The organism is Natrinema hispanicum, from assembly GCF_004217335.1.
Lineage (GTDB): Archaea > Halobacteriota > Halobacteria > Halobacteriales > Natrialbaceae > Natrinema > Natrinema hispanicum.
On sequence record NZ_SHMP01000003.1, the window covers coordinates 149450 to 170799 of the forward strand.

Sequence of the window (21350 nt, forward strand, 5' to 3'; positions counted from 1 at the left end):
AGGTACTCGCTAATGATCAGGGGTAAAGAGCTGGTCTTCTCGCTTCTCACGGTGGGAACGGCAGCCGTGGCCGGGTACGTCCTCCGTTCCGAGCGATCGCGGACCGCCGCGTCGCGATCGAAAGCCGACCTCGGTGCCCGACTCGTCAGCCCGGCTGCCGTGCCGGCCGACGCGACGATCGTCGACGCGTCCGCACGACGGCTCGGCGAAATCCCCGGTGCGCGACGCGCACTGGATCGGGCAGTCCGCAACGGCGCGCGCGACGAATGGGAACACATCACGCTCGAGCGCGACGGTGCCTGGTCGGTCGTCGACCGGATTCGCGAGACGCTACCCTACCACGAGTCCGACACCGACGCCTACAACGGCGTCTACGTCAGGTACAACGACCGCATCATCGTCCTCGATGCGATCGGCTGGGCTCGACTCGAGGAACCGCTCCAGTAACCGACGTCGACACGCTTAGGGTGTCCTTTCCGACAGTCGTCGATCGTCACGTGCCTCCACACCGTTTCTGAAACCGCCGACCCCCGCCCGGCGGCCGCCACCGAATCGCAACCACTACCACCGCGGCCACCCGACGCCTATCCATGCAACTGGGCCTGATCGGACTCGGACGGATGGGACAGATCGTTGTCGACCGAACCCTTGCGGCGGGCCACGAGGTCGTCGCCTTCGACCTCGATGACGACGCCGTCGCGACGGCGGCCGACGCCGGTGCCGATCCCGCTGACTCGCTTACAGACTTCGTCGACCAGCTCGGGTCGGACAAACGGATCTGGCTGATGGTCCCCGCCGGCGAGGCAGTCGACGTCACGCTCGAGGAACTCGAAGACCATCTCGACGGCGACGACGTCGTCGTCGACGGCGGCAACTCCTACTTCGAGGATTCGGTCCGCCGCGCCGAGTCCTGTCCTGCAGCGTATCTCGACTGTGGCACCTCCGGCGGCCCTGCCGGTGCCGAACTCGGCTTCTCCCTGATGGTCGGCGGTCCCCAGTGGGCTTACGACGAACTCGAGCCGGTTTTCGACGCCGTCGCGACCGGCCCCGATGGCCACGAGCGAATGGGTCCCTCGGGATCGGGTCACTACGTCAAGATGATCCACAACGGCGTCGAGTACGCCCTGATGCAGGCCTACGGCGAGGGCTTCGAGCTGCTCCACGAGGGCCGGTTCGATCTCGACCTCGAGAACGTCGCCTCCGTCTGGAACAACGGCGCAGTGATCCGGTCGTGGCTGCTCGAACTCTGTGAGGAGGCCTTCCGCGAGGAGGGTACCGACCTCGGAACCGTCGCCGATCGCATCGAGGGCGGCTCGACCGGCACCTGGACCGTCCAAGAAGGCCTCGAGCAGGAAGTCCCCCTGCCGCTGATCTACACGGCGCTGTCCGAACGGTTCGGCTCGCGGGCCGACGACGGCCGGTTCTCGCGACGGCTCGCGAACCGCCTCCGCTATGGCTTCGGCCGTCACGAGGTTCCACGCCGAGAGTAATCGCAACGGGCCCGCCATGCATTGGCTGGTGTGTCTCGATTCAGGTGGAGACTGTCGGCCGACGGGTTGACGATTACGCTCGTCGACGGAGTACTCGAGGCCGTCGCTGTCGCAGAAAGGGGAATCGTTATGTCTCCGCTGAGGCTACAATCGCTCGAGGGCGCGTAGCTCAGTGGACAGAGTCCTTGGTTCCGGACCAAGATGTCGGGGGTTCAAATCCCTCCGCGCCCGTGCAGCGAGGAACGCAGTGACGAGCGAACCGGCACGGAGGATTTGAAGCAGAGAACGGCGAAGAATGAGCCGTTCGCGTGGTTCAAATCCCTCTCGCGTCTGCTGTTCTCGAGCTTCATTCATCGCCAATAGCGGATACCTCGAGAGTACCACCTCTCATAGAGTTCCTCTTTTACCCAATCAGTAGCCGTATGCTCACGGTGCAGGGGTCCGCGACACCGAGCGACCCGTGGACCAGCAGTGATCCATCGCGAGCGACGGTCAGAAACCGGCATCGACAGAGACACACCACCGTTGCAAGTGAAGCTGCCGAACATGGGAAGGGGGGTGGTCGCCGGTCGTTGCGGCCTCGAGCCGACAGCCCCAACGAAACGCCGTGAGCGGCCGACGACTGGAACGAACGCGGGTACGCCCGACCGAGCCGTGTAATCGATCTGGTCCAATATGTCAGAGCTTTAGACGAAACCGTGGACTGTTTACTCTAGCACCCTCACTAGACTAGTCTTCACATGAAATAGTGGTGTGTGTGAGTTCACTTGCATCAGATGAACAAGTGGCTTTAAGTAGTGTATGTTGCTTGGTACGGATATGCCTCGGTTCGAGCGGAAGCAGAATATCTTCCGGAACAAGGACGCCCTCGGGGAGTCGTACCAGCCCGAACGGATCGAAGAGCGCGACGACGAGATCGAGGCGTATATGGACGCGCTCCAGCCGATTATCGACGGCTGGGAGCCGAACAACATCTTTCTCTACGGGAACACGGGGGTTGGCAAGACCGCCGTCACGGACTATCTCCTCGATGTCCTCCAAGAAGACGTCACCAGATACGACGACGTCAACCTCTCCGTGCTCAGCGTCAACTGCAAGACGCTCAACTCGTCGTATCAGGTCGCCGTCGAACTGGTCAACACGCTCCGCCCCGCAGGTGCCGAGATCAGCACGACTGGCTACCCCCAACAGACCGTGTTCAAGAAACTCTACAGCGAACTCGAGGCACTCGGCGGCACGGTCGTCATCGTCTTAGACGAGATCGACTCGATCGGCGATCGCGACGAACTCCTGTACGAACTCCCACGAGCACGCTCGAACGGCTATCTCGAGGCGACGAAGGTCGGGCTCATCGGTATCAGTAACGACTTCAAGTTCCGTGAACAGCTCGATCCCCGCGTCCAGGACACGCTCTGTGAACGCGAACTCCAGTTTCCACCCTACGAGGCGTCCGAACTCACGAACATCCTCGAGTCGCGAGCCGAGGTCGCGATCGCGGACGACAGCTGTGACGACGGCGTGCTGAATCTCTGTGCGGCACTCGCCGCCCGCGACAGCGGGAGCGCCCGACAAGCGCTGGATCTCCTCCGGCTGGCCGGGGAAGTCGCGGAGAACAACGACGACGAGGAGATCCAGGAGCGCCACGTCGATCAGGCACGCTCGAAACTCGAGCAGGAACGCGTCGAAGAAGGTATGCGGGAACTGACGACCCACGGTCGGCTCGCCCTGCTGGCGGTGGTCTCGAAAGCCGCCAAAGAGTCGACGCCCTGCCGGACGCGAGAGCTCTATCAGGAGTACGAGGCGCTGTGTGAGTCAGCAGGCACCGACTCGCTTGCCCAGCGGTCGGTCCACAATCACCTCTCCGATCTCCGGATGCTCGGGATTCTCTCGGCGAAGGAAAACCGCAGCGGCTCTCGCGGCAACTACTACAGTTACGAACTCGACGTCCCCTTTACGAGTGCCGTCGACGCGATGGCCGACGTGCTCTATCTCGATGCGGAAATCGAGACGATCCGTGACATCGCCCGGATGAACGACGTCGTTTGAGACCGCCGAATCAGTGGTGGACAGATTGTGCCTCCCCCACCACCCTTGCGAGTGAACGGTGGTCGGGCCGACGCGAGTCGTGATGAGACGACGCTGGCGCTCCGTTTCACTTGCACCGGCGGTGTCTCACGAACTTCGTTGAGAGCGATTCCGTCGGCGGGACGGTCGATCCCGCCTCGAGTCGGCACGTGTTCACGTGCAAGAGTGGTGTCCGTGGGGCGAGATCCGGATCGATAACCCGGAAGTGTCGTCTGTTCACATGAAACGGTGGTGTCTGTCTGGCCAGTTCACTTGAAGCGGTAGTGTACCGATGGACGCATCGGCGACGAGAGACCGAGCACGGTCGGATCAGGCGTGCCGTCTCGGACCGAACGCGGTTCCCACTCGCTTTATACGCCGTCGACTCAATGACAGCAGTATTGACTGTCAAGATGAGTGGAGGAAAGCGCACCATCGCAGTGCGGTTTTTTGGCGGTGCAGGGAACTATACGGCCGTCCTCGAACAACTCTGCAAATTCGTCCTCACCGAGACTCCGACCGAAGCGGCGGTTCTCGAGTGGTGTCAATCGAACACGCGAGCGACGAGCGACGACGGCATTCGACGTCGCCTGACCTTTCTCGATGGGATTGATCTCCTCGATATCGAGACAGGTCAGGTTCGGCTCACACAGCGCGGCATGGCATGGCTTTCGGAGACGGATCCGGCAGTGCTCTACGATCTCCTTTCGAGCAACGTCCGCGGCTTCGAGACGATACTCGAGGCACTGCTCGACGGCCCGAAGACGGACGCCGAGTTGGGAGACGCGATCGCAAGCGCCCACCCCGAAGTCGGCTGGACCGACGCCGCTGGCCCCGCCCAACATCGAGGTTGGTTGCAGAGCCTCAGCTACGTCGAGCGATCGAACGGCGTGAACTCGCTGACGGACAGCGGTCGGGCACTGGCGCGCCGACGGACATCGGCGTATCCGTCTCTCGAGCGGGGTGAGTCGTACGCCCAAGCCGAACTCGAGGACGCCTTCGACACCAGCTTTGGCTCGTACATCAAGGGGATCAACCCGCGAACGACCAACGAAGGTGAGCTGTCGTATATCATCATCAAAGCTCGCGAAGACGGTCCGTACAGCGACGAACTCGACGGCGAGCGGTTCACATATATCGGCGAGGGCGTGCCTGAGAAGGGCGACCAGCAGGCGACCGGTGCCAACAAGGCGCTCCTCGAGCAAACCGAGCGCTCGACCGCTCCGGTGTACTTCTTTTATCAACCGGCGGACAGCGACGAACTCCGGTACGAAGGACTAGTCGATGTCATCGCTGTGGAGTACGTCTCCCGGGACGGGCGGATGGTCTATCAGTTCACGATGGAACGCCTCGAGATCGACCCGGCACAGTTCGAGGCGCTTTCGGAGTCAGTCGCTGCGGACATCGAAGACGACGAGCCCGAGTTGACTGCCGACGAAGACGAGTTCACTGAAGTCCAGCGTCGGGTTCGCTCGAGTGCGTTCCCGAAAACGGTCACGGCTGCCTACGACGCCCGGTGTGCCATCTGTGGGAACTCGCGCGAATCGCCGGACGGGACGATCGATATTGAGGCCGCACACATCTACCCGAAGCGTGAGAACGGCCGCGACACCGTTCGAAACGGGCTCGCCCTCTGTCGGCTCCACCACTGGGCGTTCGACACCGGCTGGCTCGCGGTGTCCGACGACTACCGGATCCTGGTCGCCGACCGGCCCGATCTCGAGGGCTACGAGGAGTTCGCTCCGCTCGAGAACGAGCCGCTTACGCTGCCGGCGGACGAAGAGCAGCAGCCGCACGCGACATTCCTCGCCGCACATCGAGACCGCCACGGGTTCGAATCGCCGTAACTGGCCGAACGCGCTTGCAGCCAACGAGCCTCAGACGGGCTCTCGAAGCGCCCAGACGTCCGCGAGTGGCTCGAGCCGGTGTGGCTCCGCTCCGCGGTCGGTTAAAATTCCGGTATGGTACAGCATCGCCTTCAGCTGGAACACCGTCGGCGAGTGGTAGACAGTGCCATCCTCGAGCGCCGAGCGCCGAAGGTCGCCGTCGTCGGTCAGTACTCGGCTTCGAACGGCGTCGTCGCCCTTGATGAACAGTTCGACCGTAAAGGTCGGATGCAGTGCGTGCAAATACTCGACCGTGTCGACCAGCGACGGCTCCGCGATTCCGTCCTCGAGCATCGTCTGCAACTCAGAGACCAGCAGTTCAGTTGCGGGATAGGCAAAGACAACCCGTCGAGCCAGCCGTCCCCACGCCGGCGCGAGGTCGACGAATCGTTTGGACGACCGGTACCAGCCTTCGAACTCCGCAAGTGCCGCCTCGACGGTCCCAGAGCGTGCTTTCGCAAAGCGGACGACCTCTTCGCCGAGCGAGGTCAGCTCGACGCCCTCCACACCGACGCGGTCCTCGATCAACCCCAGAAACGCGGCCCCGCGTCGGGCTGCCGTGACGGCACTCACGACCTTGTACTCCGAAAGCAGGGTCTCGGTTTCCCCGGCCGCGTAGTGTGCCAGCGGATAGCCGAGGTAGTTTTTCGGATGGTTCAACCCGAACGACGCGTCCGCGACCCCCTGGACGCTGGCCTGAAATCGCAGCGCCGTTGCCTCGCTCGTCGTTTGATTGCCAACGACACGGGGCACCTCGAGCGCCTCGACTGTCCCCGCTGTATCCACACCGAGCACGCCGACGTTCAACTCCCGTGCGAGCGTCCGATCGGTCTCGGAGATCGCAGCCGCTGGCGCGGCGAGGTAGGCCGCGTTCGCCTCGTGGAGTCGGTCGTACGCTTGGACGATCCCGCGTTGGGTATCGACGCCGCCGCTCGCGTGGCCTTTCGCCTCGATGGCGATCAGTGGCGGGTCGTCGCCGAGCCGGTCAACGGCCAGCAGGTCGGACTCGAGGGTTCGCACGCCGACGAGATCCGGGTAGCCGCCGCCGATTCGGACGTGATTGAACGGAGCCAGCCGCTCTCGGATGGCGGAATCGACCGGCTGCCCGGGGAGCCACTCCGCTGTCGCAAACTGGGTGTCGGCCACCGCGTACGCGGTCGACTCGGCCTCGTTCGGGAAGAGTCGCCGTTTCGTGTGGGCCAACACCTGTGGTTCCGTCAGCGGCCCAGCCGCGCTACTCATGGGTCGTCATTGGTCAGCGCGTTCATTATTGTTCTGACACCGCCTCGGGGCGGCTGACACGCGGCCCGTGCCCGATCTGGGATGTCCCTGCTCGGTCCGTATCGGAGCAGCCTTTGTGTCTCGAGTGCGTTCCGGCAGCTATGAGCGAGGCGATTCTCGTCTACGACGACAACTGTGGCTTCTGTACGTGGTGGGCCGAGTTCTTCGCGGCGCGGTCGAACCTCCGTCTCGTCGGCTTTCGCGACCTCACCGACGAGTTGCGCGAGCGCCTGCCCGACGACTACGAGGAGTGTGCACATCTGGTAACCGACGACGAGGTCTCCTCCTGTGGGGCCGCGGTCGACGAAGCGCTCCTCCGCGCCGACATCGGCGGACCCGTCGACGACATCGTGACGTTCCTCCGGCAGTTCGACGACTACGAGCAGTACCGCGAGCGTGCCTATCGGTGGATCGCGAACAACCGCGATCGGTTGGGGACGTATCTCTCGACGACGCCACCGGCACGTCGAGACTCGAGTGACAGTTAAGCGCGTCGCTCGGCGACGCTGCGCGGTGGCTCGTCCCGAAACTGTGCCGCTCGAGCGATTGTCGTCAAACAGCCGTTCGGTGTGTTAGTCGTCGATCAACGACCGCTCCGCGTTGGCGACGATGAGTGACGCACCGACGACGACGGCAACGGTCGTGACGAGCGGGTTCACGAGGCCGAGGACGGCTGGCGGGATGGCGATCGCGTTGTAGACGAACGCGAGGCCGAGGTTCTGCCGAAGGCGATCCTGCGCGGCCTGCGCCAGCGCGAACGCCCGGTCGACCGCCGCGAGATCGTTGTCGACGATCGCGACGTCGGCCGCGTCGGCGGCAAGTGCCGTCCCACTGCCCAGTGAGATCCCGAGATCGGCCGCGGCGAGTGCCGGCGCGTCGTTCGTCCCGTCGCCAACCATCGCGACTCGATCGTCGATTTTCATCCGCTCGACAGCCGCCGTCTTTCCCTCCGGTGAGACGCCGGCAAAGACGTGATCGACGCCCGGATGTCGATCGAAGACGTCGGCTGCCGGTCCGTCATCGCCGGTCAGAACCACGATGTCCATCTCCGCGTCGTCCAGTGCTGTGACCGTCTCGTCCCACGTCTCGCGGGGTTCGTCGCCGACGACGACGACACCCTCCGCGGACCCGTCTCGCCCGACGACGACCGGGAGGCGGCCTGCGTCCCGCGTGCGCTCGAGTCGTGCCGCGAGGTCGTCGTCGATCGTCCACCCGCGCTCGCGGAAGAGATCGGGGTGGCCGACGAGCACCGTTCGCCCGTCGACGGTTCCCTCGACGCCGGTGGCGTGCGTGTGGAAGTCCTGTACCTCTCGCTCACCGGCCGCAGCCGTCCCGCCGTCCGTGCGAGCCACACCGTCGCCGGTTTCGCTCCCGTCGAACGCCTCGGCGATCGCCGTCGCCGCCGGGTGGGCCGCACGCTGCTCGAGCGCGGCAGCGGCCGTCAGGAGATCGTCGGGCGCGTCGGCTTCGAGGACGGACATCTCGCCGGTCGTCAGCGTCCCGGTCTTGTCGAAGACGACGATGTCGACCGCGCGCAGGCGCTCGAAGATCGTCTCATCGAAGACGACGATGCCGCGCTCGAGGGCTTCCTCGAGGGTCGTTGCGACGGAGTACGGCGTTGCGAAACCGAGCGCCCACGGGCTGGCGACCATGAGGGTCATGAGGACAGCCAGCGCGGTCGTCAGGGTGCTTGCGCCAGCGAGGGCAGTTCCGACGCCGACGACAATCGGGGCCGCGAGGACGATCGGCGCGAGTCGCGCTGCGAGTTCGTCGGCCCGGCGCGTGACGCCGTGGTCCGCGCTCTGGACGTTCCAGACGACCCGCATGAGCCGGTCGATGCTGCTGGTCGTCCGCTCGCCGACGTCGACGATCGCCGCGTCAGTCGTGACGATCGAACCGCCGACCACCGCGTCACCCTTGCGTTTCGTGACCGGCAGCGACTCGCCGGTGACCACGGCCTCGTCGACTGCACACTTGCCCTCGGCTAGCGTCCCGTCGACGGGAATCCGCTCGCCCTCACGGACGAGGACCTGATCGCCCGACTCGAGGTCGGCGACGGGGATCTCCGTCGTCGAGCCGTCGTCGGCGTAGTAGCGAGCCGTATCGACCTGCGAGACGGTGAGATCGGTCAGTCGGTCGGTCGCGCGGCGCTTGACCGTCGCCTCGTAGTAGGTCGCGCCCATCACGACCGACGCGACAACGATCGTCAGGTCGAAGTAAATAGCGCTCCGCCCGAGACCGGAGACGATGATGCTGAAGACGTACGCGCTGACGATCGTCAACGACGCGAGTAAGTCCGTCGTCGGTCGCCGGAGTTTGAGGCTGACGTATGCGCCCCGGAGCAGCGGGCCGCCGGTCAGATAGAGGATCGCCCCGGTCATGATCAGAAACAGCGGGAGATACAGCGGGCCGGTGAACCCCGTAAACGCACCCTCGAAGTGCGAGATCGCACCCCAGTCGGTGAACTCGGTGAGATACATCGGGTAGAAGACGGCCACGAACGGCAACAGCAGGAACGAGCCGAAGACGATCCCCACGATGTAGCGCATCTCGAGCATGTCCTCCGAGCGGCGCTTCCGGATGCCGGTCATCTCCCGCGAGCGCCGTGTGCCGCCGGTTTCGTCGTCGGCAGTCGCCTCCTCGCGCAGATAGGCCGTGTAGCCGACCGTGCTCAGCGCGTCCTCGAGGGCGGCCGCCGAAACCCGATCCGGATCGTGGTCGACCCGGACCGTCTCGGTGACGTAACTGGCCTCGGCGTCGCTGACGCCCTCGCGGTCCTCGGCGACAGCCTCGAGGAACGCCTCGCAGGTCGCCGAGTGCATGCCGTCGACTCGGAGGAACGTGCGGACGGTGTCCGGGTCGTCCGCGGCCGCTCGTCCAGTGGCCGTACTCTCACTGTCGGTCCCAGGTTCGGGTGGGGCGTCGGCTCCGCGTCCGACCGGCGCGTCGTCATCGCTCGCGTCGAACTCGGCGGCGATATCGCGACAGCCCGTCGAACAGAAGCCACTCGAGACGGGCTCGCCGGCAGTCCGCGAGAGCGGTGACCCACACAGCCGACAGCGGTCGAACTGGTCGTCGCCCGCGCGTCGATCGCTCACGGTAGTAGCTGCACGTTCAACGGCAATAACAGTGGCCGATTTCGACGGCCACCGTCGACAGCCGGCAGTCGTCCCGTCGGTTCATACGGTCTGCTGTCCCGATGTCCCGGTGCAACCGCAGGACGGTCGCGGTTGCGCCGGCACTGACTGACAGGAGTCCGTATCAGGTGGTATCCAGCTCGAGACGTGAGAACGTCCACGACGTGGCCGAAGTCGACTCGATGTCGATCCCATCCGTGAGGGTCCGCGCGAACAGCGTTCGGGACGTCGGTCGGAGCAGCGTCGACAGGGGCGCTCGGGTATCCGGATAGAACCGGAATCGAAGCGGCGCGGGAAGCGTCTCGCCGAACGCCTCGACGTAGCTCCGGTCCGCGACGTCCTCGAGCGCCGCCACGAGTAGCGCCTCGAGCGCTGCCGTCTCGGTCTCGAGCGTCCGCGGAAGCGTCTCGACGAGCCGCGCGTGATCGGCAGCGCTCGAGACGACCAGCGCAGCCACCGGCTCGCCGGCACGACGTGCGACGTAGCTGGTGTACGTCTGGGCAGGGTTGTCGAATCGCCAGCGGTAGAACGCCGCGGTTCGGTTCGTGTGGATCGCATCGGGAATCGAGCGCCGATAGACCGCGGCGAGGGTGTCGGCCGGTGGCGGCGTCGTCCGCTCGATCTCGAGGGTGGACTCGTCGTCGACGAGCAGCCGGTCACAGACTCGATGCGTTGCCGTGACGACATCCCGAAGCGTGTTTGTGACCGTGGCGGCCACGCCCGTCTCGCTCGCTCGCGATCGACGCTGCGCTGTGTGCTGTGTGTCAGTTGCCACTCGCTCGAGGACGCCCGCGGGGTTTTGCGGGCGGTAGTAGGCCGGGACCGTCCCGATTTCGCGCCAGCCGTGCTTGCGATTCCCGCGTTTCGAGTGCTCATTTGGGAAGTTGAAGAAACACGACGGGCGGCCGTCGGTGTAGCGCTCGATGGCCCGTTCGTTCATGCGGTCGAACAGGCCGCGCTTGCGGTGATCCGGGTGGACCATCGTATCGCAGGGCTGGAACGCGGGTAGGATGGTGTCACCGGCACGCAGTTCTTGGGCGAAAAACGAGCGGAAGCCGACGGGGCCGCCATCGTCGCTGGCCACGATGATCGGGACGTGATCGGCAAACGGGTTCTCGCTGAACTTCCAGCGAAACCAGTCGGCGCTTCGCTCGTGTCCGAACACTGTTTCGTACATGGACAGGAACGTCGCTCGATCGGCCGGGTCGAACGCGCGGACGGTGTATTGCGTCGCCGTTCGTGTGGGTGTGCTCATGATCGAGGGCGTCTCACGTCCGAGTACAGGGGGACAGCCTGCTGTGTGGACGCGAGCATTCGGTCTCCACCTACCGGCAGAATACTGGTTGGCCCTGAATACGCCGATTCGACCGGTCGACGAACGTCTCCGGGAGCTGACTATCCGCCAGCGATGGTTCACGGCGGCGGCCACCCCTGACGTTCACATAGCGGTTTTCCATCACCGCCGTTCGACAACAGTCCCGTTCTCACCCACTGCGACCGCTCGATCGCCGGCGGTATCGACCGAGACAGCGAGCAGCGACTCGGGTGCGACCGTGTCGGCTCGTTCCCACTCGGCCATCGGCGTCCGTTCGTGGATCGCGCCGACCGCATCGCAGGCGATCGTCTCCCCCTCGCGCCGAGTGAGTCCGCAGATCGCCTCGTCACCGACTCGTTCGGGCGTCCACGTCAGCCCGTCGTAGCGGTGGACGACGCCGTCGTCAGTACTGACGAAACAGTCGCCTCGCCCCAGCGTCGCGAGGTTCTCGAGTGACCCATCGGCCCCTACCGGCCCGACGCGAGAAAACGAGTCGCCGCCGTCGGTCGTCTCGAAGACGCCATCGTTCGTGTCACAGCAGTAGCCGACCGATTCGTCGGCCACTGCAACACCGCTCAGACTCGAGCCGCTGCCGGGCGTGACGGGGTCGTCCCACGAGAGATCGCCATCGCGATAGCGCCCCCTGAGAACGGCACCGGAGCCGTTGATCAACAAGACCGTCTCGTCGCCGTTCGACCCGCCGACGGCGACCCCAAGCCAGTTGTCGGTGATCTCCGCGGGTGCCGTGTAATCGGTGTGGCGACCGGTCGCGGCCTCGAGTCGACCGACTGCACCGCTATCGCCGGCGACCCAGATGGCCTCACCATCGGCTGTAGCGTCGACCCCGTGGAGATCCTCGCCCGCAGCGGCCGGTCCATCCGCGAGGGTGATCGACCACTCACGGGCTGTGCCGTCGGGGACCGCTCCGGCGAGAACCTGCCCGTCTTCACCTACCGTGTGGACCGTGCCGGCCGCGGTGACACAGACGTCCCGGAGCGTCGCCTCGGTCGGGGCGTCGACGAGAGTCCAGGTGCCGGCGCGCTCGGGTTCGGGTCCCGTCTCGTCGGCTGGCCGCTCGAGCGGCACCGTCTCCGCGTCCGTCGAATCGTCACCGGTTGCCACCGGCTCCGCGCTGTCGGCAGCAGCGTCGCTCTCGGCCCGGTCGGTCGACGCCCGCCGGAGGTACAGCACGATCGGCGGCACGACGTAGGCGGCGAGCGCGAGGACGGCGAACCCGCGGTGGACGATCGTCAGCGTCCCGAAGGCGGTCATGCCGGCCGCCGCGACCGCGTGTACCCACGTCTGCGCGTAGTGGCGAAAGAACGAGACGAATCCATCACCGGACTGTGCATCGTGGGAAGTCATTGCTCGACTCAACGGCGTCCGTCCAGTATCCGACTGACGAGCAAAAGCGTGCTGCAGGCACGCCGTAACCGCGTGTAGCGGCCGATACTACCGTTCAGATTCGTACTGTCGGACAGAAGACTGACGATCGGTCGCGCTGCTGCGGCCGTCTCACCCGGAGACGGCCACGAATTCGCGACCGACTTCGTGTTGGCTTCTGTCTGACAGTATCAGAAGCCGTGTGGCTCGTCGATGTCGAGGTCGTCCGCGACATTGTCTTTCGTGTCGTAGTCGTCGCTCATCGCCGTGGTCGCGATTCGAACTCCCGCGGGATCAACGTGGAGCAGGCGAATACCGGCGATTACCGCTTGGCCCCTGCGCCCGGTGGCGCGTGGGTCTCGAGCGAGACGGTGAGGACGCCGTTGTTGTAGACGGCCTCGCGATCGTCGCCGAAAACGAGGCCGGGCGGGAGGGGCGTGACGGTTCGTTTGACGACATCGCCGTCGCGATCGACCGTGATCCGGAGGCGACGCGCACCGGCCCTGACCGTCACGTCGTCGGCGGGAGTCGGATCGACGTCGACGGTGACGCGAAGCCTGTCAGCGGTGCCGTCGTAAACGATCTGTGTCGGGAACGGAAACGACGCCGTTTCTGGAGGCGAGGCGGGAGACACGGTACCACGTTCCGACGGCGGGCAGAAACGTCTCCGCATGTACAACTAAACGCTTGATATCTCGCCGTCGTCACCGCTGTCCGGCGGCGTCGCCGTTGTCACACTACTGAACAGAAGTCAATACGAAGCCGGTCGCATGTATGCGGCCGTCACCTGTGGGAACGGCTGCGAATTCGTGACCGGCGTCTCGTCGTTCTGTCCGGCAGTATCAGAGATAGCCCAAATCCGCGAGCCGCTCTTTCGTCCCCGCTTGCATCTCGACGTCCGCGTCCGCCGACGCACCCGCCGCCGACGCGCCGGCCGCCTCGAGCGGCTCGAAGCGCCCCGCGAGTCGCCGCCGAAGTGCCTGTACTCGCTGGGGCTCACCGTCGCTGATATCCGTCCGCTCGAGCGGGTCGGTCCGTACGTGGTGGAGCCGCTCGAAGCCGTCGTCACCACGGACGTACTTGTACTCGGCCGTGCGGACCGTCCGGAGCCGCCGGTCGAACGCCTGGACGCACTCGGGAACCTCGCCAAAGCGGGTCTCGAGCCGGTCGATCGAGGGCTGCGGGGCGACGTATTCGGCGTAGATCGCGTCGCGGGTGTCGTCGCTCGAGACTGGATGAAGCGACTGGCTCGACCACTGTTCGCGTAGCGCAGGGTCGTCGACGCCGGCCGTCTCGAGCAGCGTCGCGGGGAGATCGAGCAACTGGACGAGATCGTGGCGTCGCCCGCCATCGGTGAAGGGACCGCCACAGAACACGAGCGGGACGTTGAGTACCGTGTCGTAGAGGTTGTACTGATGGCCGAAGAAGCCGTGCTCGCCGATGTGCTCGCCGTGGTCGCCACAGACGACGAACAGGGTGTCCTCCCACTCGCCAGCGTTCTCGAGGGCAGTCCGGAGTCGGCCGAGCTGGTGGTCGACGTAGGCCAGTTCCGCGCGATAGAGGCCCCGGAGCATGGCGAATTCGTGATCCGAGAGGTCGTATTCCTCGCAGTCGTAGGCACGGGGGTCCTGTCTGATCGCGGTCGCGTCTTCGTAGCTGGCATCGTCGGGAAGGAAACGCTTGGCGTACTCCCGCGGCGGATCGTACTCGACGTGGGGCTCGATGAAGTTACAGAACAGGAAAAACGGCTGCTCGCCGTCTCGACTGCCGAGCCAGTCGGCGACCCAGTCGCTCGCCCGGTCAGCGCCGTCGTCGCCCGACGGCTGTACGAACTCGCTGTAGAGGACGTTGGCGGCGTTGACCAGCGGGTTGCCGTCGAAAAGTCGATTTCGCGTTGCCGTGAGCTTCTCCCGGAGGTTCTCACCGCGGACCACGGCCCCCATGTCGGCGTCGGACTGGATGTACTGCCAGCCCTTGCGAAGGTCGTCGAACCCGCGGTCGAAGCCGAACTCCTCGGTGATCCAGGTATTGTTCGAGACGCCGACCGTCTCGAATCCTGCGTCGGCGAACGCCTCGGGCAGCGTTCGCAGGTCGCCGTCGAGATAGGTGTGTCCGCCGTGGGTGCCGTGTTCGGACGGATACGTCCCGGTGAAGATCGATGCGTGAGAGGGCAGGGTCCAGGGCGCGGTCGCAAAGGCATTCTCGAAGGCAGTTCCCGCCTCGGCCAGGTCCGTCAGCGTCGGCATCAGTTTCGCATCGACGCTTTTCGCTCGAGCCGTATCGAGAACGACGAAAACGACGTTCCGCACTGTCCGATGTGGCTCGTCCTCACATCCGTTTGAATCTGACATAGACGAGTACTCCACGACAGACAGGGAAGGTCGTCTGCCCGGAGCATGCAGGGCGGAAACGAAAGAAATCATCGGTTACTGGAGCGAAAGCCGCTGATCTCGGCTGCGTTCAACGTCGACCGATCCCGACCAGCTGTCGATCAGTTCCGACCGCAGTCGTCGCCGATGCACGTACGCTGAGATCGGTCGCCGTTGGTGTGGCCGGTAGTCACCTGCCGGTCGAATATTCATCCCGCCGTGGCGCGTACGCCCGGCAGCATTCCAATGACGACAGACACAGATCACGATGCGACGACGGACGTCCCGACGAACGAGGTCGACGACCTCGAGCAACTGGACACGCCGATCGGACGAGCCACCGCGATAACAGCCGATGCACTCGAGAGCGGGACGCTGCCGCTGGTCGGCGGCGGACTCATGCTCGGGGCAGCGATCCGATCGCTGGCCGCGAACCGACCACGGGCGATTCCACTTGGCATCGCCGGGGGCGCACTCGTCGGGCTCGGGCTCCAGAATCGCCGCTTGAGCAGAGAGAATATCCCGGATATCGAGAGCGAAACGGCGGGCAAAGAAATGTCAGACGAGGCCAGCGCTGCCGCCGACCGCGTCGATGCCGGCCGGGTGTCCGAGGTCCGGCCTAGCGGTGAAATCGCGGCCGAACCCGAGATAGACGAGACGCAGGACGAGGAGTCTGACGTCGCGTTCACCGAGGAGCCGGACGACGACAAGTCCCGATCCAGACCTGATCTCGGCGCGGCGGCAAAAGACCCGCGGCGCGACACCGAAGACGACGAGGTTGCGATCGATATCTCCGACGCGGCGATGGCCGACGAGGAAAGCGAGGCCACAGGCCCGGACCCGCGACAGGCCCAGCCAACCCAGACCGAAGACACGGAACCGGACGAGAGTCCCGCGGCGGACGCTTCGCACATGACAGTCGCTCCGCCCGACGCAGACGAATCAGAGTCGGAACCTGACGACACGGACGCGACGGACGACGAGTCAGCGGAGCGCGACTGATCTCGAGTGCCAGTGGAATGGCTTATTGCGAGCGAGCGGGCGATTCCCGGACGAGCTCACCGACGTGGTCCGAGCGATACAGGACCGGTGCCGTGACGAACGCGGCGGCGGCCAGTCCGAGGAGGCCGCTCCCGGCGATCACTGGCACGGCCCAGTATGAGACCGTGACAGCGACAAGCCCGACGACGACGAGGGTCGCGACGGTTGCTCTGGCGATCAGCGGCCGGCTGGTCCGGATCGGCCCGTTACCGGCCTCGAGATCGCGAACGAGGACGGCGAGTTGCCAGCCGGCAAACGCGCCCAGTGACGTCCCGAACAACAGGACGGCATCGGGGTCCGTCCGGGCCGGCACGAGCGAGAGTACGGCGACGCCGAGCGCGAGCGCGAATCCGACCGTGCCACGGCGGTCCGGATACCGATCGAAGAGTCCGGCCGCGAGCAACAGAAATACCAGCGCGACGGCGACGCCGGCAACGACGTCGACGAGGTAGTGGACGCCGAGCGCGACGCGAGAGAAACTGACGGCCGTGACGATCCCCGCCGCGCCGAGGTATCGCTGCCGGCGCGTCCCGACCGAGAGGTACTCGGCCAGACTTAGATAGACGACCGTCGACATGAGGGCGTGGCCACTCGGGAAGCCGTAGCCGGTCGCCGTCGCAGTGGCCCGATACAGCGGGTGGACCGTCTCCGGCAGCGTCTCGGCCGCCACGAGCACTCGATCGGGCCGCGAGAGCGCGAAGACCTCTTTCAGGCCTGTGATCAGCGAGAGCCCGGCCAGCGTCACCCCGAGGACGGTCGCAGCTTCGTCACGGCGGTCCGGCACCGCCGCCCAGTAGACGACCCCGACGAGAAATCCGAGAAACCACACGTCGCCGAGCTGGGTCACCAGCCCGAGCAGCACGACACTCCAGTCGGGGGCGACCGCACGAAACGAGTCGAACCAGCCGATCCCGCGAGTCATGTTCTACGCTACGGACGACGTGATACATAAACGGTTTCCGTGGCCGCGACGGCTGCAACACCGATCTGGTAGCCAACGGAGAGAGTCACCGAAACGCGGGAAAACCCTCATTTCCGCGTCACCTGTAGCCTTCGGGGACGCCGGCCGTCGGCGTGGTGTCCGGCCCAATGAGCGAAACAACCGAGCCCGAACCCGAGCACGAGCGCATCGATCCGAAGTACGACCACCGTCGCGAGGAGGGCGTCGACGAGGCCGCACTCGAGGCCCTGCTTTCGGAGTACGCGATCGGGCGCGACGATCACGAGAACGCGCCCGCCTTCGTAATCCGCCCGGACGAGGTCCAGGAAGTGGTCCGCCTGCTGCGCGACGAGGCGGGGTTTGACCACCTCACGTGTCTCACGTCCCAGCAGTATGAGGACCGGTATGAGTCGCTCATCCACCTGACGAAGTACGAGCAGCGCACTCACGAGGTGACGCTGGTCGTCCCATTGCCGACGGACGACCCGGTCTGTGAGTCGGCCGAACCAGTCTTTCGCACCGCCGACTGGCACGAACGCGAGGCCTTCGACCTCGTCGGCATCGAATACGACGGCCATCCCGACCTCCGGCGGATCCTCCTCCCCGAATCGTGGCAGGGTCATCCGCTGGCACTGGACTACGATCAGAACAAGCCACAGGTCGTCCGGTATGCCGAACACGCGAACCCGCTGCAGGACGACCGACACCTCCCCGAGTCGGACACGATGTTGCTCAATATCGGGCCCCACCACCCCGCGACCCACGGCGTGCTCCACCTCGAGACGGTGTTAGACGGCGAGTCGGTCGCGAACGTCGTGCCCGACATCGGCTATCTCCACCGCTGTGAGGAACAGATGTGCCAGCAGGGGACCTATCGGCATCAGATCATTCCCTACTCGAACCGCTGGGACTACACGGCGAATCTCCCCAACGAGTGGGCGGTCGCCCGGGCGATCGAGGACATGGCCGACATCGAGGTGCCCGCCTACGCGCAGGTCCTGCGGACGATGGCGACCGAGTTCGGGCGCATGCTCGGGCACTTCCTCGCCGTCTCGACGTTCGCACTTGACGTCTACGGCGACTTCACCGCCATCTTCCAGTATGGCATGCGCGACCGCGAGGTCGTCCAGGACATCTTGGAGGACCTGACCGGCCAGCGAATGATGTTCTACTACTTCCGGCTGGGCGGTGTCTGCTGGGACCTGCCCGAACCCCGTGAGGAGTTCGTCGAGAAGTGCCGAGACTTCTTGGACGAACTCCCCGCGAAGGTCGACGAGTACCACGACCTGCTGACCGGCAACGAGATCTTCCAGATTCGGACGCTCGATACCGGAGTCTTAGAGCCCGAGGTCGCCAAAGACTACGGCTGTACTGGCCCGGTCGCTCGCGGGTCGGGGATCGACTACGACCTCCGGCGGGACGATCCCTACGGCTACTACGAGAATCTGGAATGGGACGTCGTCACCGAGGACGGCTGTGACAACCACGCACGCGTGCTCGTCCGACTGCGCGAGGTCGAGGAGTCCGCGAAGATCATCGAGCAGTGTCTCGACCTGCTCGCAGAGTGGCCCGAAGACGAACGAACCGTCCAGAGTAACGTCCCGCGGACGCTGAAACCCGATGCCGACACCGAAACCTACCGCGCCGTCGAGAGCGCGAAGGGCGAACTCGGTATCTACATCCGTGCAGACGGCTCGAACTCGCCGGCGCGATTCAAGATCCGCAGCCCGTGTTTCCACAACCTCTCCGCGCTGCCCGAGATGGCCGAAGGCGAGTACATCGCTGATCTGGTCGCCTCGCTTGGCAGTCTCGACATCGTACTGGGAAGCGTCGACCGCTGAGCGTGCGCGGTCAGCCGACCCGGTGTTCGCCGGCGGGTTCGTCACCAGTAGCGGAAATAATTTCTCGAACCTGCGACGGATTCGGCAACCGTTAACTGTGGCGACGTTCGGAACCAGCATATATGTCGATCGATGGATGGCGGCCGGCCGCCGAGACCGTGACCGGTCGCTGGTCGGCGCTGGAACGTGACTGGAAGAGCGTTATCGTCGGCGGGATGATCGTCGCACTGGTCAGCACACTCGAGTTGCAGATCCCCTGGTGACGAGATGGCCGTCCGTCGTCTCCTGCCGGGCGTGCTTGCCCTCTGTCTCGGCGCACTGCTAGCGCGGGGACTCGCGCTGTCACTTGGCGTTAACAACCTACTGCTCGCTATCGCACTCGGCGTCGTCGTGACGAACGTCGTCGGCGTGCCGGCGCGACTCGAGCCAGGAATCGCGACACACAAACTGTGGCTCGGTGCCGGAATCGTCCTCATGGGTGCGTCGATCTCGGTCGAGACTGTCCTCGAGGTTGGCGGCCGCGTCTTCCTCGTCGTGATCGCGGTTGCGACGCTTACGCTCGTCGTCGTGGAACTGCTCGCGCGAAACGTCTTCGGGCTGGCCGAGCGGCTGGGCTCGCTGCTCGCAGCCGGCGCGAGTATCTGTGGCGTCTCGGCAGTCGTCGCGGTCGCCGGTGCCGTCAGCGCACGCGAAGAACAGGTCGCCTATGCGGCGGCGACAGTGCTTTTGTTCGATGCGATCACGATCGCCGTCTATCCGATCGTCGGTGATCTGCTCGCCCTGCCGAGTACTGTCTTTGGGATCTGGGCCGGCGTCAGTATGTTCTCGACGGGGCCGGTCGTCGCGGTCGGCTTTGCTCACTCCGAGATGGCCGGCCAGTGGGCGACGATGACGAAGCTCTCGCGCAACGCCCTGATCGGCGTCGTCGTCCTCGCGTATGCGAGCTACTACGCCCGAACCGGCGACGGCGATACGCCCTCCGTCCGAACCCTCTGGGCGGAGTTTCCGAAGTTCGTCGTCGGTTTTCTCGCACTCGCCGCGCTCTCGAGTCTCGGCGTCTTCTCGACGGCCCAGCAGGCCTCGCTCGAGCACGCGTACAACTGGCTGTTCCTGCTGGCGTTCGTCGGCCTCGGCACCGAAATTCAACTCGGTGAACTCCGCCAGACCGGGGTCATGCCTGCGTTCGTCGTCTTGCTATCGTTGCTCGTCGCTAGCAGCCTCTCGCTGTTGCTTCTGCTCGTACTCTTCTAGACCCGTCCGTCTCTCCAGGGAACCTGCGCGGTCGATTCCCGTCAAAGGCCGAGGCAATATTTGCGACAGCGTGTGAGACGGATCGAAACTCCCGTTCGAACCGCGAGCGCCGCCATCGACGCCACGGAACTTACTTGACGATGAGCGCGCAATGGACCGGCATATGTCCAACGGAGAGTTCGAAGGGTACGGTGGGCGATACGTCCCGGAGCCGCTTCAGGACCCGCTCGAGCAACTGGCGACGGCCTACGACGACGTTGCCGCAAGCGAGGCGTTCCAGTCGGAACTGCGTGGCTTGCTCGAGGAGTTCGCCGGTCGTCCGAGTCCGCTGTACTACGCACGCAATCTCAGCGAACGCTACGGTGCCGATATTTATCTCAAGCGAGAGGACCTGCTCCACGGCGGTGCACACAAGGTCAACAACGCGCTCGGGCAGGCCCTGCTCGCGAAAAAGGCAGGCCGCGAGCGACTGATCGCCGAGACCGGGGCCGGCCAGCACGGCACCGCGACGGCGATGGTCGGCGCTTTACTCAACCTCGAGACGGAGATCTACATGGGGAAAAAGGACATCGAGCGCCAGGAGATGAACGTCTTCCGGATGCGCCTGATGGGTGCCGAGGTCAACGAGGTCACCCGTGGCGACGAAGGGCTGGCTGACGCCGTCGACGCCGCGCTCGAGGACTTCGCCGAAAACGTCGAGGACACACACTATCTGGTCGGCAGCGTCGTCGGGCCCGACCCGTTCCCGCGGATGGTTCGTGACTTCCAGTCGGTCATCGGTGAGGAAGCCCGCGAGCAGATCATCGAGCGCACCGGCGAGTTGCCCGACGCCGCGGTCGCTTGCGTCGGTGGCGGCTCGAACGCGATCGGTCTCTTTCATGCCTTCCGTAACGACGACGAGGTCGCGTTCTACGGTGCCGAAGGTGGCGGGAAGGGGACCGATTCGACACGACACGCTGCGCCGCTGGCAGACGGGAAAGACGAGGTCCTCCACGGGATGAAAACGCGGGTCATCGACGACGATGTCGAGGTCCACTCCGTCTCGGCGGGACTGGACTACCCCGGTGCTGGCCCCGAACACGCCATGTATCGGGCCGTCGGCCGCTGTGAGTACACGGGCGTCACCGACGAGGAAGCGCTGGCTGCGTTCCGCGAACTGAGCGAAACCGAGGGGATCATCCCGGCCCTCGAGTCGAGCCACGCGATTGCTCGTGCGATCGAGTTGGCCGAAGCCGGCGAACACGACACGATCCTCGTGAATCTCTCGGGACGTGGTGACAAGGACATGGAGACGGCGGCCGCGAAGTTCGATCTCTAGATCAGCGCGTTCGTCACCCAGCCGACGAGACCGA

Annotated in this window: 17 protein-coding genes and 1 tRNA gene; 11 read left to right on the forward strand and 7 right to left on the reverse strand. The window is 65.1% G+C overall.

The genetic code is table 11. The features are described 5' to 3' along the window. Positions 1–12: 12 nt before the first annotated feature. The 5 genes from BDK88_RS01455 (at position 13) to BDK88_RS01475 (ending at position 5401) form a co-directional block, all read left to right on the forward strand. Positions 13–447 (forward strand): hypothetical protein, encoded by a 435-nt coding sequence (locus tag BDK88_RS01455; RefSeq protein WP_130498839.1) that lies wholly within the window; start codon positions 13–15, stop codon positions 445–447. A 143-nt stretch (positions 448–590) separates the two neighbouring features. Beyond that, positions 591–1490, forward strand: coding sequence for a phosphogluconate dehydrogenase (NAD(+)-dependent, decarboxylating) (gene gnd, locus BDK88_RS01460; protein ID WP_130498840.1), 900 nt, complete (start codon positions 591–593; stop codon positions 1488–1490). A 158-nt stretch (positions 1491–1648) separates the two neighbouring features. Further along, positions 1649–1721: transfer RNA gene (locus tag BDK88_RS01465), tRNA-Arg, on the forward strand. Between the two features lie 588 nt (positions 1722–2309). Next, positions 2310–3536, forward strand: coding sequence for an orc1/cdc6 family replication initiation protein (locus BDK88_RS01470; protein WP_130498841.1), 1227 nt, complete (start codon positions 2310–2312; stop codon positions 3534–3536). A gap of 431 nt (positions 3537–3967) precedes the next feature. Then, a complete protein-coding gene (locus BDK88_RS01475; protein ID WP_130498842.1) occupies positions 3968–5401 on the forward strand; it encodes an HNH endonuclease in 1434 nt (477 codons plus the stop codon). Between the two features lie 30 nt (positions 5402–5431). Here BDK88_RS01475 and BDK88_RS01480 read toward each other — a convergent pair whose 3' ends face one another. Continuing rightward, on the reverse strand, positions 5432–6682 hold the full coding sequence (locus tag BDK88_RS01480) for a hypothetical protein (protein WP_130498843.1): 1251 nt from the start codon (positions 6680–6682) through the stop codon (positions 5432–5434). A gap of 140 nt (positions 6683–6822) precedes the next feature. Here BDK88_RS01480 and BDK88_RS01485 point away from each other — a divergent pair, with 140 nt between their 5' ends. After that, entirely contained in the window at positions 6823–7209 is a 387-nt protein-coding gene (locus BDK88_RS01485; RefSeq protein ID WP_130498844.1) for a DCC1-like thiol-disulfide oxidoreductase family protein, read from the forward strand. A gap of 84 nt (positions 7210–7293) precedes the next feature. Here the strand turns inward: BDK88_RS01485 and BDK88_RS01490 are convergent, their stop codons facing one another. From BDK88_RS01490 to BDK88_RS01510, 5 genes are all read right to left on the reverse strand, one after another. Next, positions 7294–9819, reverse strand: a complete 2526-nt coding sequence (locus tag BDK88_RS01490; protein WP_130498845.1) for a heavy metal translocating P-type ATPase — start codon at positions 9817–9819, stop codon at positions 7294–7296. 163 nt (positions 9820–9982) lie between these two features. Next, positions 9983–11113, reverse strand: coding sequence for a GNAT family N-acetyltransferase (locus BDK88_RS01495; RefSeq protein ID WP_130498846.1), 1131 nt, complete (start codon positions 11111–11113; stop codon positions 9983–9985). Positions 11114–11314: 201 nt separating this feature from the next. Then, positions 11315–12538, reverse strand: coding sequence for a beta propeller repeat protein (locus tag BDK88_RS01500; protein WP_130498847.1), 1224 nt, complete (start codon positions 12536–12538; stop codon positions 11315–11317). Between the two features lie 340 nt (positions 12539–12878). After that, the gene (locus tag BDK88_RS01505) at positions 12879–13190 is read right to left on the reverse strand and encodes an Hsp20/alpha crystallin family protein (protein ID WP_207225243.1); all 312 of its coding nucleotides are present in this window, start codon (positions 13188–13190) and stop codon (positions 12879–12881) included. 208 nt (positions 13191–13398) lie between these two features. Beyond that, positions 13399–14907 carry a sulfatase gene (locus BDK88_RS01510; RefSeq protein ID WP_130498849.1) on the reverse strand — a complete coding sequence of 503 codons (1509 nt, stop codon included), beginning with the start codon at positions 14905–14907 and terminating at the stop codon, positions 13399–13401. Between the two features lie 264 nt (positions 14908–15171). Between BDK88_RS01510 and BDK88_RS01515 the strand changes: the two genes are divergently transcribed. Continuing rightward, positions 15172–15927: a midas domain-containing protein gene (locus tag BDK88_RS01515; protein ID WP_130498850.1), complete on the forward strand. Its 756-nt coding sequence runs from the start codon at positions 15172–15174 to the stop codon at positions 15925–15927. 22 nt (positions 15928–15949) lie between these two features. Here BDK88_RS01515 and BDK88_RS01520 read toward each other — a convergent pair whose 3' ends face one another. After that, positions 15950–16888, reverse strand: coding sequence for a phosphatase PAP2 family protein (locus BDK88_RS01520; protein ID WP_130498851.1), 939 nt, complete (start codon positions 16886–16888; stop codon positions 15950–15952). 167 nt (positions 16889–17055) lie between these two features. On the opposite strand from BDK88_RS01520, the gene BDK88_RS01525 reads away from it, so the two are divergent. The 4 genes from BDK88_RS01525 (at position 17056) to trpB (ending at position 21316) form a co-directional block, all read left to right on the forward strand. After that, on the forward strand, positions 17056–18747 hold the full coding sequence (locus BDK88_RS01525) for an NADH-quinone oxidoreductase subunit D (RefSeq protein ID WP_130498852.1): 1692 nt from the start codon (positions 17056–17058) through the stop codon (positions 18745–18747). A 122-nt stretch (positions 18748–18869) separates the two neighbouring features. After that, entirely contained in the window at positions 18870–19010 is a 141-nt protein-coding gene (locus BDK88_RS21010; protein ID WP_165396892.1) for a hypothetical protein, read from the forward strand. Between the two features lie 4 nt (positions 19011–19014). Beyond that, positions 19015–19998, forward strand: coding sequence for a YeiH family protein (locus BDK88_RS01530; protein ID WP_130498853.1), 984 nt, complete (start codon positions 19015–19017; stop codon positions 19996–19998). A 163-nt stretch (positions 19999–20161) separates the two neighbouring features. Further along, complete coding sequence (trpB, locus tag BDK88_RS01535) at positions 20162–21316, forward strand: tryptophan synthase subunit beta (RefSeq protein ID WP_130498854.1); 1155 nt, start codon at positions 20162–20164, stop codon at positions 21314–21316. The last annotated feature ends 34 nt before the right edge of the window (positions 21317–21350 follow it).

Excerpts from the sequence above, each read along its gene's own strand:
- BDK88_RS01455 (WP_130498839.1), top strand. The coding sequence starts at position 13 with ATGATCAGGGGTAAAGAGCTGGTCTTCTCGCTTCTCACGGTGGGAACG.
- gnd (WP_130498840.1), top strand. The coding sequence starts at position 591 with ATGCAACTGGGCCTGATCGGACTCGGACGGATGGGACAGATCGTTGTC.
- BDK88_RS01470 (WP_130498841.1), top strand. The coding sequence starts at position 2,310 with ATGCCTCGGTTCGAGCGGAAGCAGAATATCTTCCGGAACAAGGACGCC.
- BDK88_RS01475 (WP_130498842.1), top strand. The coding sequence starts at position 3,968 with ATGAGTGGAGGAAAGCGCACCATCGCAGTGCGGTTTTTTGGCGGTGCA.
- BDK88_RS01480 (WP_130498843.1), bottom strand. The coding sequence starts at position 6,682 with ATGAGTAGCGCGGCTGGGCCGCTGACGGAACCACAGGTGTTGGCCCAC.
- BDK88_RS01485 (WP_130498844.1), top strand. The coding sequence starts at position 6,823 with ATGAGCGAGGCGATTCTCGTCTACGACGACAACTGTGGCTTCTGTACG.
- BDK88_RS01495 (WP_130498846.1), bottom strand. The coding sequence starts at position 11,113 with ATGAGCACACCCACACGAACGGCGACGCAATACACCGTCCGCGCGTTC.
- BDK88_RS01500 (WP_130498847.1), bottom strand. The coding sequence starts at position 12,538 with ATGACTTCCCACGATGCACAGTCCGGTGATGGATTCGTCTCGTTCTTT.
- BDK88_RS01510 (WP_130498849.1), bottom strand. The coding sequence starts at position 14,907 with ATGTCAGATTCAAACGGATGTGAGGACGAGCCACATCGGACAGTGCGG.
- BDK88_RS01515 (WP_130498850.1), top strand. The coding sequence starts at position 15,172 with ATGACGACAGACACAGATCACGATGCGACGACGGACGTCCCGACGAAC.
- BDK88_RS01520 (WP_130498851.1), bottom strand. The coding sequence starts at position 16,888 with ATGACTCGCGGGATCGGCTGGTTCGACTCGTTTCGTGCGGTCGCCCCC.
- BDK88_RS01525 (WP_130498852.1), top strand. The coding sequence starts at position 17,056 with ATGAGCGAAACAACCGAGCCCGAACCCGAGCACGAGCGCATCGATCCG.
- BDK88_RS21010 (WP_165396892.1), top strand. The coding sequence starts at position 18,870 with ATGTCGATCGATGGATGGCGGCCGGCCGCCGAGACCGTGACCGGTCGC.
- BDK88_RS01530 (WP_130498853.1), top strand. The coding sequence starts at position 19,015 with ATGGCCGTCCGTCGTCTCCTGCCGGGCGTGCTTGCCCTCTGTCTCGGC.
- trpB (WP_130498854.1), top strand. The coding sequence starts at position 20,162 with ATGTCCAACGGAGAGTTCGAAGGGTACGGTGGGCGATACGTCCCGGAG.